This window comes from Solirubrobacter deserti (genome assembly GCF_027587175.1).
Classification (GTDB): Bacteria; Actinomycetota; Thermoleophilia; order Solirubrobacterales; family Solirubrobacteraceae; genus Solirubrobacter; species Solirubrobacter deserti.
The window spans coordinates 18765-32803 of sequence record NZ_JAPCID010000074.1 but is presented as its reverse complement, the minus strand read 5'-3'; the positions used below and the strand labels follow the sequence as shown (position 1 = coordinate 32803).

The 14039-nt window shown below is 74.1% G+C and carries 12 protein-coding genes and 1 pseudogene; 3 read left to right on the top strand and 10 right to left on the bottom strand.

Annotation, left to right across the window (positions count from 1 at the left end):
* Window positions 1-1171 (top strand): polysaccharide pyruvyl transferase family protein (locus OJ962_RS31720; RefSeq protein WP_270006862.1); only part of this gene is annotated, 1171 nt, incomplete at its 5' end.
* Window positions 1168-2160 (top strand): annotated as a pseudogene (locus tag OJ962_RS31715) (glycosyltransferase family 4 protein); the annotation flags it as partial. The gene OJ962_RS31720 and the pseudogene OJ962_RS31715, both read left to right, overlap by 4 nt.
* Window positions 2161-2243: 83 nt before the next feature.
* Here OJ962_RS31715 and OJ962_RS31710 read toward each other — a convergent pair.
* The 7 genes from OJ962_RS31710 to OJ962_RS31680 are packed head-to-tail and all read right to left on the bottom strand — an operon-like array spanning window position 2244 to window position 8897.
* A complete protein-coding gene (locus OJ962_RS31710; RefSeq protein WP_270006861.1) occupies window positions 2244-3464 on the bottom strand; it encodes an oligosaccharide flippase family protein in 1221 nt (406 codons plus the stop codon).
* A gap of 2 nt (window positions 3465-3466) precedes the next feature.
* Window positions 3467-4720 carry a glycosyltransferase family 4 protein gene (locus tag OJ962_RS31705; RefSeq protein ID WP_202952111.1) on the bottom strand — a complete coding sequence of 418 codons (1254 nt, stop codon included), beginning with the start codon at window positions 4718-4720 and terminating at the stop codon, window positions 3467-3469.
* Window positions 4721-5530 (bottom strand): hypothetical protein, encoded by an 810-nt coding sequence (locus OJ962_RS31700; RefSeq protein ID WP_202952110.1) that lies wholly within the window; start codon window positions 5528-5530, stop codon window positions 4721-4723.
* Window positions 5531-5533: 3 nt separating this feature from the next.
* Window positions 5534-6346 (bottom strand): calcium-binding protein, encoded by an 813-nt coding sequence (locus tag OJ962_RS31695; protein ID WP_202952109.1) that lies wholly within the window; start codon window positions 6344-6346, stop codon window positions 5534-5536.
* Between the two features lie 54 nt (window positions 6347-6400).
* Window positions 6401-7822: a cellulase family glycosylhydrolase gene (locus tag OJ962_RS31690; protein WP_270006860.1), complete on the bottom strand. Its 1422-nt coding sequence runs from the start codon at window positions 7820-7822 to the stop codon at window positions 6401-6403.
* Window positions 7822-8358, bottom strand: a complete 537-nt coding sequence (locus OJ962_RS31685; protein WP_202952106.1) for an RNA polymerase sigma factor — start codon at window positions 8356-8358, stop codon at window positions 7822-7824. Before OJ962_RS31685 ends, OJ962_RS31690 begins: the two co-directional genes overlap by 1 nt.
* The gene (locus tag OJ962_RS31680; RefSeq protein WP_202952105.1) at window positions 8355-8897 is read right to left on the bottom strand and encodes a hypothetical protein; all 543 of its coding nucleotides are present in this window, start codon (window positions 8895-8897) and stop codon (window positions 8355-8357) included. Before OJ962_RS31680 ends, OJ962_RS31685 begins: the two co-directional genes overlap by 4 nt.
* A 122-nt stretch (window positions 8898-9019) precedes the next feature.
* Here OJ962_RS31680 and OJ962_RS31675 point away from each other — a divergent pair, with 122 nt between their 5' ends.
* Complete coding sequence (locus OJ962_RS31675) at window positions 9020-10954, top strand: O-antigen ligase family protein (RefSeq protein ID WP_202952104.1); 1935 nt, start codon at window positions 9020-9022, stop codon at window positions 10952-10954.
* On the opposite strand, the gene OJ962_RS31670 is transcribed toward OJ962_RS31675, so the two are convergent.
* From OJ962_RS31670 to OJ962_RS31660, 3 genes are read right to left on the bottom strand one after another with little or no spacing between them, the layout of a single operon-like run.
* Complete coding sequence (locus tag OJ962_RS31670; RefSeq protein ID WP_202952103.1) at window positions 10944-11798, bottom strand: hypothetical protein; 855 nt, start codon at window positions 11796-11798, stop codon at window positions 10944-10946. The genes OJ962_RS31675 and OJ962_RS31670 overlap by 11 nt on opposite strands.
* 41 nt (window positions 11799-11839) lie before the next feature.
* Window positions 11840-13258: an exopolysaccharide biosynthesis polyprenyl glycosylphosphotransferase gene (locus tag OJ962_RS31665; protein ID WP_202952102.1), complete on the bottom strand. Its 1419-nt coding sequence runs from the start codon at window positions 13256-13258 to the stop codon at window positions 11840-11842.
* A gap of 58 nt (window positions 13259-13316) precedes the next feature.
* Window positions 13317-13958, bottom strand: a complete 642-nt coding sequence (locus OJ962_RS31660) for an ArsR/SmtB family transcription factor (RefSeq protein WP_202952101.1) — start codon at window positions 13956-13958, stop codon at window positions 13317-13319.
* Window positions 13959-14039: the final 81 nt, after the last annotated feature.

The window sequence follows — 14039 nt, the reverse complement described above, 5'->3', positions numbered from 1 at the left end:
CGCGCCGCCCGCCGCCGCGCCGCCCCGAGGCCGACCCTCGCCGCCCGCGCCGGACGGCCTCGCCGCGCCGCCCCACGCGGCGGCCGTCTCGCCGCCGCCCCTGCGGCGCGTCCTGATCTGCTCGGCGACGGCCCTCGACGAAGACGGGGCGATCGTCAGCGTCGGCGACGAGGCCCTCGTCGACGCGCTCGCCGACGCGCTGCGGCACCGCTATCCGGGCGTGGACGTGCGCCGCACCTTGAAGGGCGCGGACGTGCCCGGGCGCGTGCCGGTCCGGCCCGTCCGGGCGCTCGCGGGCGCGATCCGCGCGTCCGATCTCGTGATCGCGGGCGGCGGGACGATGTTCCAGGAGGACGTCGACACGCGCGGGATCGCGGGCCTGTTGCGCTACCTGATCGTCGTGGCGACCACGGCGCGCGGCTGCGGCGTGTCGTTCGCGATCACCGCGGTCGGCGCCGAGAACCTCCGGCACCGGGCGAGCCGCGCCGCCGCACGGTACGTCCTGCGGCGCGCGCGGACCGTCAGCGCGCGCGACGCGGCGACGGCGGCGCTGCTCCGCGAAGTCGGCGGGCGGGACGTCGCGCTCGCCGCCGACACCATGTTCCTACCGGGCGTGCGGTTGCCCGACCCGCCGGCGCCCGACGGCTCGGTCGCGGTCAGCCTCCGCGCAGACGCGCCCGACTCGCTGATCGACGGGCTCGCCGAGTGGCTCGCGGCCGACGGCCGGCCCGTGACGCTCGTGCCGATGGACCGTCGCGCGCACAGCGACGGCGCGGCGCTCGACGCGCTCGCCTCCAAGCTCGCGCAGCCGTGCCACGTCGTGCCGCGGACGGCGACCTGGCAGGAGGTCTACCGCGCGGTCGCGGCCGCGGACGTGTGCGTCGGCATGCGCCTGCACTTCACCGTCTTCGCCGCGCTCGCGGGCCGGCCGACCGTGGTCGTCGGCAGTGCCCCGAAGACGCGCTCGTTCGCGGCCGACCTCGACCTGCGCCTGCTCGAGCCGCGCGCGGAAGCCGCGTGGATCGGCGCCGTGATGGACACCGCGACCCCGCCGGACCCCATCCGGCTGGCGACGCTTCGCACCCGGGCGGAGAACGCGCTGGCCGCGCTCGACGAGGCCGTGGGCGCCGCACGGCCGTCCGCCGCCGCGGCCTCCTCGGAGCTTCCATGACCCGCGTCGGCCTCTCGCTGCTCACCGTCCGCCCGGGCAAGGTGGGCGGTGCCGAGTCCTACGTGCGCGGGCTGCTGCGCGCGTACCACGCCGGCCCGCACGAGACGGTCGTGCTCGGCAATCGCGCGATCGTCGAGGCCTACAGGGACCGCGTCGGCGGGGCGACCAGCCTCCGTCACCTACCCGGCCTCGAGCCGGAGGGTGGGACCGCCAAGCGCGCCGCCGCGCTCGCCCGCGCGACGGTCAAACGGCTCCCGGACGGCTTCGACGTCGTGCACTACCCCGTCGCCGTGGCGCTGCCGCGCACGCACCGCCCGACCGTGGTGACCCTGCACGACATCCAGCACCACGAGCTGCCGCACTTCTTCAGCCGCGCGCAGCGCGCGTACCGGGCGCTCGCGTACGACGGCTCGGCCAAGCACGCGACGCACGTCGTCACCGTCTCCGAGCACGCGCGCCGGGGCATCATCGACCGGCTCGGCGTCGCGCCCGACCGCGTCACGGCGATCCACCACGGCATCGACCACGCGCGCTTCTCCCCGACGCCGACGCCGGACGACGCCGCGCTCGAGCTCCCGCGCGAGTTCATCTTCTTCCCCGCGAACCTGTGGCCGCACAAGAACCACGCGACGCTGATCGAGGCGCTCGCGCGCGTCCCGGGCATCGACCTGGTCCTCACGGGCCAGACCTACGACGCGCAGGACGCGCTCAACCGGCACGCGCGCCGCGCCGGCGTCGCCGACCGCGTCCATCACCTGGGCTACCTGAAGACGCACGAGCTGCCGATCCTCTATCGCCGTGCCCGCGCGCTCGTCTTCCCGTCCTTGTTCGAGGGCTTCGGCGTGCCGCCGCTGGAGGCGATGGCGTGCGGCTGCCCGACCGCAGTCAGCAACGCCGCCTCGCTGCCGGAGGTCGTCGGCGACGCGGCGATCACGTTCGACCCGCGCGACGCCGCGCAGCTGGCGCAGGCGATCGAGCGCGTCCTCGACGAGGGCGAGCGGCTCGTCGAACCGGGCCTCGCCCACGCGCGCACGTTCTCGTGGGAGGCCTCCGCGGCAAAGCACGCCGCCGTCTATGCCAGCGCGGCGGCGACCTTGCCGCGTACGAAGAGCGCCCGGTACGCGAGGCCAACGAGCACCAGCAGGCTCACGAGCGAAGAGCCGACCAGCGCCCAGGCGACGCCGAGCGCGCCGCCGGAGAGCACGCCCACCGCCAGGGCGGGCACGACCGCGACGTAGGAGCACAGCTCCGCGACCGAGCCGGCGCCGGCGTGTCCGGCGCCGCGCAGCGCGTCACCCAGCACGCGCCGGGCGCACACCAGAACGGTGCTCGCCAGCAGCACCGGGATCAGCACTGCGGCGCCCGCGAACGCGTCTCCGAAGGCGAGCGCCACGAGCGGCCCGGCCAGCGCCGCCAAGGGCGCCGAGACCACGAGCGCGAGCCCGGCCGACAGCACCGTGAAGCGCACCACGGCGGCCCGTGCCTCGCCGAGCCCCAGCGGTGCGATCCGCGCCACCGCGACCTGGCCGATGCCCTGCGCGATGAAGCGCGGCAGGTTCGTGAACGCCAGCGCGGCCACGTACAAGCCGAGCTGCAGCGGGGAGAGCACCAGCCCGACCAGCAGCTGATCGACCCGGAACGTCTCCAGGGGCGAGATCGACCCGAGCATCGTGCGCCGCCCGAACGCGCGCACCTCGCGCGCGTCGACGACCTCACCGCGACGCGCCGGCAGCACGCGCCACGCGTAGCCGCACGTCGCCGCCGCCGCGAGCGCGTAGCTGCCCGCCCACGCGAACGCCACCCACGCCAGCGAGGACGCGCCCAGCACCAGGGCGATCACCAGCGCCGCGGCATACGCCGTCGTCGGCAACAGCCGCAGCCCTTGCATCACCCGCAGCCGCCCGAGCCCCTGCAACACGGAGAGCCCGTAGACCTGCGCGATCATCGCGGCCGGAGCGGCCAGCGTGATCACCGCGGCGAGCTCCCACATCAGCACCGCGAGCACGCCCGCCTGCACGACCAGCACCACCAGCACCTGCCAGGCGGCGGTGCGCGCGCACGCTCCGAAAAGCGTGCGCGCGTCCACATTCCCTCGCGCGAGGAACACCGCCATCGCCGCCGGCCCGCCCATGGCCCCAAGCTGGGCGAGCGCCAGCGCGACGACCCACAGCAGCGCGAGCTCGCCGCGCTGCTCCGGTCCCAACAGCCGCGCCGCCAGCACGCCACTGACCAGCACCGTCCCCTGCAGGACGAAGCCGGCGCCGATGGCGTCGACGGCGTCGCGGCGGCTCACACTCAACGAACGGGCACCAGTCCGACGAGATCCCGCTCGTACTTCTCGACCACCCGCTCGGGCGAGAAGTGCTCGGCCGCGTACGCGTGCGCACGCCGCCCCCGCACCGCCAGCTCGGACGCGTGCCGCAGGATGCGCGGCAGGACCGAGTCGAGCTCGCCCATCCGCCCCGCGTCGACCACCCAGCCGGCGCCCGACTCACGCACGATCCGCGCGCACTCGGAGCGCTCGTTGACCACCGCCAGCACGGGCAGGCCGTGCGCCATGTAGTTCATGAGCTTCGACGGCAGGTTGAACTCCGTGATGTCGGCCCGCTGCGTGACCACACCCAGCGTCGTCGCCCGCAACTCGGCCTCCATCGCCTGTCCGAGCAGCAGCCCGAGCAGCTCCGCGCGCGGCCCGCACGCTTCGCGCACCTCGTCCTCGGCCACGCCGGCGCCCGCGATGCGCAGCAGCGCACCGGCGCGCTCCAGCCCCGCCGACGCCGCCGAGACGAACTGCGCCAGTCCCTGCGAATGCCCGATGTTGCCCATCACGAGCAGCCGGGCCGGCCCGTCCACCCGCTCCGGCGCGCGGTGGGCCCCGACGGGCACCGCCGACGGGTTGTAGATGCGCGTGATCTTCGCCTCCGGCACGCCCTTGGCCAGGAGGTTGCGCCGGAACGCGTCCGAGATCACGAACACGCGCGAGGCGCTCCGGTATGCGACCCGCTCGAGCCCCCTGAGGGCGGACAGCAGGGGGCCCGAGCGGATCAGCCCGGTGGTCGCGGCTCCGTCGGGCAGGATGTCCTGGAGCCAGAGCGTCCACGGGATGCGGCGGGCGTGCGCGTCGAGCATCGCCGGCACGAGCGCCGGGAAGCTCGGGGACACGGCCACGATCACGTCCGGGCGGCCGAGCACCGGCAGCGCGGCCCCGAGCGCGGCGGTGTGCGCGAGCTCCTGCCGCATGCGCTGGAACGCGCTGTCGTGCCCGACCCACAATGGCAGCCGCAGGACGGGGACGCCGTCGAGCACCTGCCGGTACGGGCGCACCCGCTTGCCCCAGATCGGGGCGGGATAGTGCGGGTGCGCGGCCACGACGTCCACGTGGTGCCCGCGGGCCTGCATCGCCTGCGCCCACATCGAGCTCAGCGGCGCGATCCCGCTCGGCTCAGGGTCGTAGTTGCAGCTCCACAGCTGGATCCTCAGCGAGCGAGGAGCGACCGGCCGCTCGACGCGAACGCGCGGCCGGTCGAGGAGTGCTGGGGCGGCGGCCATCTACGAGCTCCGGCGCACGCGTTCGCAGTCGCCGGACACGCGGTCGGTGCGGTCGGCGCGGACGGTGTCCCGGCCGCTGCCGCAGCGGATGGTGTCGCGCTCGTCGTCGACGGCGCGGATGTCGTCGTTGCCCGAGCCGCCGTCGATCGTGTCGCGGCCGCCCTCGCCGGTCAGGCGATCGGCGTCCGTGCCGCCGGACAGCGTGTCGCCGCCGTCGCCGCCGGTGAGGCGATCGTCGCCGTCGCCGCCGCCGAGCTGGTCGTTGCCCTCACCGCCGTCGAGGAGGTCGTCGTCGTCGTTGCCGGAGATGCGGTCGTTGCCGTCATCGCCGTCGATCTCGTCCTCGCCGTCGCCGCCGCTGAGCCGGTCGGAGCCGTCGTCGCCGGCGATCTCGTCGTCGTCATCGCCGCCGGAGACGGTGTCCACGCCGGCTTCGCCCTCGATCGTGTCCTCGCCATCATCGCCGTCGACCGTGTCGTCGCCCGCGCCCGCGGCGACCGTGTCGTTGCCGTCGCCGGCGTCGATCGTGTCCTCGCCGGAGTTGCCGGGCGAGCAGTACTGCGGCAGCGGTGTGCCGGGCGGGCACTCGCCGTCGCCCTGGATGGTGTCGTTGCCGGCGCCCGCGTCGATCGTGTCGTTGGCGCCGAGGCCGAGGATCGTGTCGTCACCCGCGAAGGCGGTGATCTGGTCGACCTGGGAGGTGCCGATCAGGGTGTCGTTGCCGGGGGTGCCGTTGATGACCGCCGCGTAGGCCACGGCGGCCGTGGCCAGCAGGCCGGTCACGGCCAGGACCGCGATGCGTTTGATCATGGGTCAGTCCTCTCCATCGACGTTCTCGCAGTCGTCTGCGACCTTGTCGTCCGAATCCGCGGCCACGCGGTCCCGCCCGCTGCCGCACGTGATCGTGTCCACCTCGCCGTCGACGGCGTTGACGACGTCATTGCCGGACCCGCCGCTCAGCGTGTCGCGGCCGTCGCCGCCCGTGAGGCGGTCGTTGTCGGCGCCGCCGAGCAGCTGGTCGGCCCCGTCCCCGCCGAGCAGGCGGTCGTTGCCCTCGCCGCCGGACGCGTAGTCGTTGCCTTCGTCGCCGTCGAGGAGATCGGTGCCCTCGCCGCCGATCAGGCGGTCGTTGCCCTCGCCGCCGTTGACGGTGTCCGCGTCGTCGTTGCCCGCGAGCGTGTCGTTGCCGTCCTCGCCGTCGAGCACGTCGTCGTTGTCGCCGCCGCCGACCGTGTCGGCGCCGTCGCCGGCGAGCACGGTGTCGTTGCCGTCCTCGCCGCGGACGTTGTCGTCGCCGTCGCCGGCGTCGAGGTCGTCGTCGCCGATCCCGCCTTCCAGCGTGTCGTTGCCGGTGTTGCCGTCCGAGCAGTAGTCGGGGAGCGGCGTGCCGGGCGGGCACTCGCCGTCGCCCTGGATGGCGTCGTTGCCGCTGCCACCGTCGATGAAGTCACCGCCGGCGAGGCCGAGGAGCGTGTCGGTGCCCGCGAACCCGCGGATGACGTCGTCCTGCGCCGTGCCGACGAGGACGTCGTCACCGGGCGTGCCGCCGAACGTCGCGGCGACCGCCACGGCGGAGGGGGCGAGCACGCCCGCGACCGCGAGGATCGCGATGCGCTTGCACTTCATGAGGGCTCCTTCGATGAGGCGTTGGGTTGGCGCACGCCCCTTGGAACGCCTGGTTCAGGCCCCGCCTGACAGTCGATCCCTAACCGACATGAACGCGGCGAGCGCGGGTTTGGGCTCGCCGGTCACCAGGTAGAGGCCCGACTGGTTCGTGGCCGCGAAGCTCGGGACCGGCGGCTGATCGCGCAATCGGAACCACGTCACGACCTCGACGTGCTGGCGCTCGAGCACGTTCATCGCCTCGATCAGCCACTGAGCGTGCTGCTGGGCGGGCACGCCGTCCGGGTCGGGTGGGCTCGAATCCCACGACACCTCGGTCACCCACAGCGGCTTCCGGGTGGCCGGGCGCACGGTCTTCGCCCGCGCTGCCGCCCGCTCGACGCGCTTGAGCTTGGCGAGATCGGGGATGGCGACGTCGTCTTCGTTGCGAGCGCGCGAACGCGGGCCGCGCGTGCCGTACGGATGGTGGGCCAGCACGTCGAAGCTCGCCTTCGCGCCGCACTTGCGCGGGCGTAGCCGCTCGCCGTCGAGGCACATGACGGCGCGCCAGAAGCGCACGGGCATGATCCGGTCCGCGCCCGGCCGGGGGTCGCCGTACGGGCCGGTGCCGGCGGTGACGATCAGGTTGCCCGGGTCGACGGCCTTGAGCGCGTCGTAGGCCGCGGTGAGCATCTGGCGGTAGCGGACGGGCGCGAACATCTTCCCGTTGCGCCACTGCGGCTGCAGGTGCTGGGAGAGGTTCGGCTCGTTCCAGATCTGCCACGCGCGGACGCGGCCGGCGTAGCGCAGGCCCGCGGCGGTCGCGAACTCCTTCAGGGCGGCGACGTTCGGCATCCAGACGCCGAGCGGCGCGGTGGCGGGGCGCTGGCCCTGCTCGGCCCACGGCGGCGCACCCCAGATCGTGAGGATCACGCGCTGGCCGCGAGCGGTCGCGTCGTTGACGGCGCCGTCGACGGTCGCCCAGCGGTAGGCCGGGTCGTTCGGGTCGGTCGCGTTCGCGGGGCGGTGGGGCGCGACCAGCGACCAGTTCACGTCCATCCGCACGACCGTGCTGCCGGCGTCGCGCGCGCGGTCGAGCCAGACGGCGCGGTCGGGCGCGGCGAACGCCGGGTCATAGAAGCCGATCTGCATGGCGTGCGCGCTCGGCGCCGCGATCAGCAGCAGCAGTGTCGAGTTTCGCAGCGCTCGTGCGTTCACAGTGACGGTGCCGACGATCGAAGCGATCCTCGAAGCGAGCCGCCCCGAGCCCGAGCCGGAGTTCGTGGAAGCGCTGGAGGCGCGGCTGTTCACCCCGCGCCGGCGCTCGCGCCACCGCTTCACGCTGGCGTTCGCCGGCGGGCTGGCCGCGACGGCACTCGCGGTCTCGCTGGTGCGCGACTCGGCGCCCGTGGACGCCGACGATCCCTGCCGGTACGTCCCGGTCACGCGCACGGAACGCGTGCCGTTCGTCGTGCGGAGCGCGTCGGGCGAGCCGCGCATCACCTATCGCGACCGGTCGGTGACGCGGCGGGTGCTGCGGTGCGCTCCGCCTCGCGGCGCAGACGCTGCAGAGCGCGCGAGATGACCTGGTGCGCCGTGCTCGGCGTGAGGCCGAGCACGGCGCCGATGTCAGCGGCGGTCAGATCCGCGCCGTAGCGCAGGGCGATCGCCGTCCGGTCGCGCTGGTTGAGGCACGCAAGCCACGCGCGCAGCTCGTCGCGCTGCAGGCGCTGGTCCATCGGGTCCCCTTCGGTGGTGAGGAAGTCGGCCAGGAACGGGTGCTCGTCGAGTGACGCCGCGCGCCGGAACCGCCGGCGCCGGAAGTGGTCGTTGAGCAGGTTGTGCGCGATCGTCATCACCCACGCGCGCTCTGATCCGCGCCGCGGGTCGAAGCCGTCCCACGCCCGGATCACGCGCTCGAACGTGGACGCCGTCAGGTCCTCGGCGGTGTGGCGTTCCACGACGGAGGCGAAGAACGCGAACACCGCGTTGATGTGATCGCCGTAGACGCGCCGCAGCTCGGCGTCGCGCGTCATCGGCCTCCGCGCCCGCGCCGGATGAACCCGGCGCCGCCGATCAGGCCGGCGATCGCGAGCAGGATGAGCGGGAACGTCCCGCCGACGGTGTCGCCGCCGGAGACCGCCGCGCCGACGGCGCTGAACGCGTTGCCGGTCTGCACGGGCACGGGCGTCTCGACGGGCGTTCGCTGTACGGCCGGCGACCTGTCGCGCTCTTTCGTCGGCTTCGGCTCCCGGTTGTCGGCACGCGGCTTGCCTGCACCACGCAGCACCCGGCTCAGCTGCTCGCCGCGTTCACCCGCGCGCTCGATCTCCCGCATCGTCGTCTCGGGCACGGGCGTCGTGTCCGGCTGCTCCGAGCGCGGCAGGCCACCGGCGTTCGTCCGCGTCTCGCCGCGCGCCTGGTTGCGGTCGCGCGTGGACCGGTTGCCGGTCGACTCGGGGACGCTCTCGCAGTACTGCTCGATGGCCGCCGTGCCGGGCGGCGCCTCGCAGTCCTGGGCGGCCGCCGGGGCGGCGAGGACGAGGAGGCTGAGCAGTGCGAAGCTCCGGATCACGGCCGTCGTCATACCCCTCCCAACGCACGCGGCGGCGCGGGATGACACCGCGATGCGAGGTCCGCATCGGTCGGTGGCGAAGGCGCATCGGAAGCGGCCCGTTTCGCCTCTACAGTCGGCCGATGGTGAGAGCGCTCGCGTTCGTGGTGTGCGCCGCTGTGGTCGGTCTCTACGCGCTGCGTGGCGGCTCGTTCGACGTCGTGCCGCGGGCCGAGCTCGGCATCGCGGCGTGGTGGATCGTCGCCCTCGGCTGGGCGGTCGGGGTGCTCCCCCGCGCCCGCGTGGGACGCGCGGGCTGGCTGCCCGCGTTCGGGTTGCTCGCGCTGGCCGCGTGGACCGCACTGTCGCTGCGCTGGTCCGAGAGCGACCAGCGCACGGCGGCCGAGCTCGCGCGCGTGTTCCACCACGCCGGGCTGCTGGTGCTCGCGCTCAGCGTGCTGTGCCGGGAGACGTGGCGCGCGGGGGTCGCGGGCGTGCTGGCGGGCGCGGTGGGCGTGTGCGCGCTGGCCGTCGCCTCCCGGCTGTGGCCGGACGCGTTCCCCGCCGACCTGGTCGGCGCGAGCTTCGGCACCGGACGGCTCAGCTACCCGCTCAACTACTGGAACGCCGTTGCGGCCTGGGGCGCGATGACCGCCACGGTCGCGCTGTCTTTGAGCGCGCACGGCTCGCTCGCCACCCGCTGTCTGTCGCTGTCCGTGCTGCCGGTGGCGGTGCTCGCGACCTACCTCACGTACTCGCGCGCGGGGGTCGCCGGTGTGGCGCTCGGGCTGCTCGTCGTGTGGGCCTGCGCGCGGGCCCGCGCGGTCGTGCTCGTGCACGCGGCCGTCGCCGGCCTGGGCAGCGCGGCCGCGATCATGGCGGTCCGTGCACACCCGGCGATCGCGCGGGCCGAAGGCGGCGCCGGCCAAGCCGAGGTGCTGCTCGCGCTCGCCGTCGCCGCCGCGCTGTGCGCCGCCACCGCGTTCGTCACCTGGCGGCTCCGTGGCGAGGAGCGCTGGCGCCTGTCCCCACGCGTCGCGCACCGCGTGGCCGCCGTGAGCGGCGTGGCCGCGATCGCCGTCGGGGCACTCACGCTCCCGCCCGCCGTCCCGCGCGCGGTCAGCGCCTTCAAGGACCGCGACGCGATCGTCACCACCGACGACCCGTCCGCCCGGCTCGGCTCGCTGAGCGGCCAGCGCTTCAACTCCTGGTCGTCCGCGTTCGCGTCCTTCCGCGCCGAGCCGCTCGCGGGCACCGGTGCGGGCACGTTCGAGTTCTGGTGGAGCCGCGAGGCCCGCGACGCCGAGTTCGTCGTCGACGCCCACTCGCTGTACCTCGAGACGCTCGCCGAGCTCGGCCTCCCCGGCCTGCTGTGCGTGCTCGTGCTGTGCGGCGGCGGCCTGTACGTCGCCGTGCGCGCCCGCCGCGGCGCCGCCACCACGGCGGACGCCGGTGCGGCCACGGCCGTGCTCGCGGCCTTCGCCGTCTGGCTCTTCCACGCCGGCGTCGACTGGATGTGGGAGTCCACCGCGACCGTCGCCTTCGCCCTTCTGCTCGTGGCCGCGGCCGCCGCGGCTCGCTCCGAGAACAACTCGCCCGGACCGTTTCCTAAAGAGGGACTGTCCCTCTTTAGGAAACGCGGGCCCGATCGCGCTGCGCCGCCGCGCACCCCCCATCCAACACGCGCGGCGGCGCGCGCACTGATCGTCGTCCTCGCCCTGGTGGGCGTGGCCGTCCAGCTGCCCGCGCTCGTCGGCGCGTCGAGCCTGCGCGTCAGCCAGGCCGCCGCGCGCGAGCAGGACGACCGCCGCGCGCTCGGCGCCGCCCGCGACGCGAGCGCGACCCTCCCGTGGGCCGCGAGCCCGCACGTGCAGCTCGCGCTGCTGGCCGAGAACCGCGGCGATCTCCCGCAGGCCGAGCGCGAGGCGCGTGAGGCCGTCGCGCTGGAGCCGACCAACTGGCGCCACCGGCTGCTGCTCGCCCGCGTGCTCGCGCAGCGCGGGGACGCGCAGGCGGCGCTCGCGGCGTTCGCCGTCGCCGAGCGCCTCAGGCCGCTCGGCCGGCCGTTCAGCGCTTGACGAGCTCGAGGTCGGTGAGGACGCCGTCCTCGACCGCCGCGCGGTGCACGACCGCGCCGACCTTCAACACCGTCGCGCACTCGCCGAGGTCCACCGGGTCGACGTCCGCAATGTCCGCGTCGACGTCCTCGACCTCCTGCTCGTCGTCCACGGACGCGAGCTCTGCGGGCAGGGCGGCCGGGTCGTCCTCGACCTCCGGCAAGTCCACCAGCTCCTCGTCGACCGGATCCTCCTCGGTCGGCTCCTCGTCCTCCACCGGCGCGCTCGTCGACGTGCCGGCCGTCGGCGTGATCGCCGTGGCCGTGCAGTCGACCCACGAGTCGCCCGTCAGCTGCGCCGTGAGCGTGCCGCCCACCGCGAGGCGGATCGTCACCGTTCCGTTGGCCGAAGCCGTGACCCAGCCCGCGTTGTCGGCGCCGTCGAGCTCGCCGTCGCCGTTGGTGTCACGTGCGCGGAGGTCGTGCCCGGTGACGCGTTCGTCGCCGTTGGCGAGCCCGTCGCGGTCGCGGTCCTCGCGCGCGTCCGAGCGCTTGTCACGGTCGCTGTCGCGCTTGCGCGGGTCCGTGCCCGCGGCCACCTCGTCGGCGTTGACGAGCTTGTCGCGGTCGCGGTCCTCGAGCGCGTCGGGGAGCTTGTCGCGGTCGCTGTCGCGCTTGCGCGGGTTGGTGCCCGCGCGGAACTCGCCCCAGTTGGTGAGGCCGTCGCGGTCCTTGTCCTTGGCGGCGGCCTTCACGGAGACGTTGTTCGCCTTCGCCCACTTGGCGGGGAGGCGCTTCGCCCCGGCCTGGGCGGCGGGCGCGAGCAGCAGGAACACGAGGGAGGTGAGGAGCGCGATGCGTGCCATCTACCTCCCTCTTCGGCCGCCCGCGCGGCCGGCTTGAAGGGTTATTGCCCGCGCCGGGCGAGCACGCACGGAACGGTCCGCAGCAGGACCTTAACGTCGCCCCACAACGACCAGTTCGCGACGTACAGGTAGTCGATGGCGACCATCTCGTGCAGCGGGATCCGCGCGGCGCCGAGCACCTGCCACGGCCCGGTCACGCCGGGCGTGAGCTCCAGCCGGCGTCGATGCCATCCCTGGATCATCTGATCCTCTTCCGTGATCAACGGCCGCGGCCCGACGAGGCTCATCTCGCCGCGGAGCACGTTGATCAGCTGCGGCAGCTCGTCCAGGCAAGAGCGCCGCAGGACGCCGCCGACACGCGTGATGCGCGGGTCGCGATCGATCTTGAACAGCCCGTCCGCCTCGTTGAGCGCGCGCAGCTCCGCCTTGCGCGCCTCGGCGTCAGCGACCATCGAGCGGAACTTGAAGATTTGAAAGCGGCGCCCGTCGCGCCCGACGCGCTCCTGCCGGAAGAGCACCGGGCCGGGCGAGTCGAGCTTGATCGCCAGCGCGACGGCGAGCATCAGCGGCGCGAGGAGCGCCAGCGCGCAGCCCGCGCCGATCACGTCCAACGCGCGCTTGACGCGCTGCGCGCGCTTGGACAGCGCGACCCGCCGCACGCCCAACAGCGTCACGCCGCCGAGGTAGTCGAAGTCCACCGCGGAGCCGACCACGTCGAACGTGCGCGGCAGCAAGCTCACCTTCACGCCGAGCGCCTTCGCGACCTGGATCGTCTCGTGGACGTGCTCGTCGGCCGCGTTGTCGCCGGCGATCACCACCCGCTGCGCGCGGGCCTCGAGCACGTGCTGGCGCAGCCCGTCGGGCGTGAGCGGCCGGCAGCCGACGACCTCGGCCTTCACGGCCGGCGCGGTCCGCAGCCGGCTCGCGAGCCGCTTGGCCGCGTCCGGCTCCCCCACCACCAGGCACCGCTCGGACTGTGTGAAGCGCCGCGCGGCGCTGCGCGCGACCGCGCGCAGCAGCAGCATCAGCGCCGTTAGGCCGACCATCGTCAGCGCGACGTAGGACGCGTCGAGCGAGCTGCCCAGGCTGGCGATCAAGAACGTCAGGACGGCGCTGAGCGTCGCGGCCTGGAACACCGCCGGCGCCTCGTCGAGCGTGTTGCTGGCCAGGACGCTCTCGTCCCTTCGGTACAACCCGGCGGCGGTGCTCACGCACGGCACGATCAGCGGCAGCGCGAACGCCGCCGTCCTGTGGCCGACGAGCGCCTCGGCCGCGCCGACGACCAGCAAGGCGCCGGCGACGTCGGCGATGAGCAGGGAGCGCCGGAAGATCCGGTCGCGGTAACGCACGCCGGCAGGAGCCGACGACTCGATGACGAGTGGCACGTTCCCGGCGGCGGCGGGACGCAGGAAGCGCCCGCGGCCGGGGGTGGCAGCGGAAGAATGTTCGCGAGTCTGCACGGCGAGCGAAACCGTACCCCCGGCTCGCCCGCGCTGATCAGTTATGCCGATAGATCACTCAAAACCGCTCAGCGGTCACGCGCGATGATGCCGCCTTGGCACGCGGCGGCGCGTCCGTCAGCCGGGCGCCCTCGAAGTTCATGACCACCACGGTGGCCTCGCTGGGCTCCTCGGCGTGCGGCCTCTTGGCCATCCGCGCGAGCGCCGCGCGCTCGATGCTCTCGACCTTCTCCACGTACTTGAGCGTCGCGTTCAGCAGCTGCTCCCAGCCCTTGGCGTCCAGCGCTACGCGCGTGCGCGACAGATGCGACTCGGCTCGGTCGAAGCCGCCCGAGGCCGCGGACGCCTGCGCGTACTCGTCGATGATCTTCAGCGACGAGCCCACCGCCGCCTGCTTGGCGATCTGAGTCACCTCCGACCAGGCCTTGGCGCTCACCATCGGCCGCCCGGTAGAGCGGTAGTGGTGCTCGACGGCACCCCGCACGCGGGTCTCGTCCGCGAGCTCGATCAACCCGAGCTTCTCGAGCACGCGCACGTGGTACGCAGTCGTGCCGAGCGTCGCGCCGAGCCAGCCGGCGAGCTGGTTCGGGCTCGCGACGCGCTCGTCGAGCATCGCGAGGATGCGAACGCGTAACGGGTGGCTCATCGCCTTCACGTAGCGCGGATCGTCGATGTCGGTAACCGGCTTCACTCGAGCCATGGGTCGGGCCTCCCTCCAACCAAAATCCGGGGCGGGAACTTACCCCTTAACACGGCGATCACGCGCGACGGCGCGTGCTGA

Excerpts from the sequence above, each read along its gene's own strand:
- OJ962_RS31705 (WP_202952111.1), bottom strand. The coding sequence starts at position 4,720 with ATGGCCGCCGCCCCAGCACTCCTCGACCGGCCGCGCGTTCGCGTCGAG.
- OJ962_RS31700 (WP_202952110.1), bottom strand. The coding sequence starts at position 5,530 with ATGATCAAACGCATCGCGGTCCTGGCCGTGACCGGCCTGCTGGCCACG.
- OJ962_RS31695 (WP_202952109.1), bottom strand. The coding sequence starts at position 6,346 with ATGAAGTGCAAGCGCATCGCGATCCTCGCGGTCGCGGGCGTGCTCGCC.
- OJ962_RS31690 (WP_270006860.1), bottom strand. The coding sequence starts at position 7,822 with ATGCGCGGCTCGCCCGACGCGCTCCGCACGACGAACGGCACGCGTTCC.
- OJ962_RS31685 (WP_202952106.1), bottom strand. The coding sequence starts at position 8,358 with ATGACGCGCGACGCCGAGCTGCGGCGCGTCTACGGCGATCACATCAAC.
- OJ962_RS31675 (WP_202952104.1), top strand. The coding sequence starts at position 9,020 with ATGGTGAGAGCGCTCGCGTTCGTGGTGTGCGCCGCTGTGGTCGGTCTC.
- OJ962_RS31670 (WP_202952103.1), bottom strand. The coding sequence starts at position 11,798 with ATGGCACGCATCGCGCTCCTCACCTCCCTCGTGTTCCTGCTGCTCGCG.
- OJ962_RS31660 (WP_202952101.1), bottom strand. The coding sequence starts at position 13,958 with ATGGCTCGAGTGAAGCCGGTTACCGACATCGACGATCCGCGCTACGTG.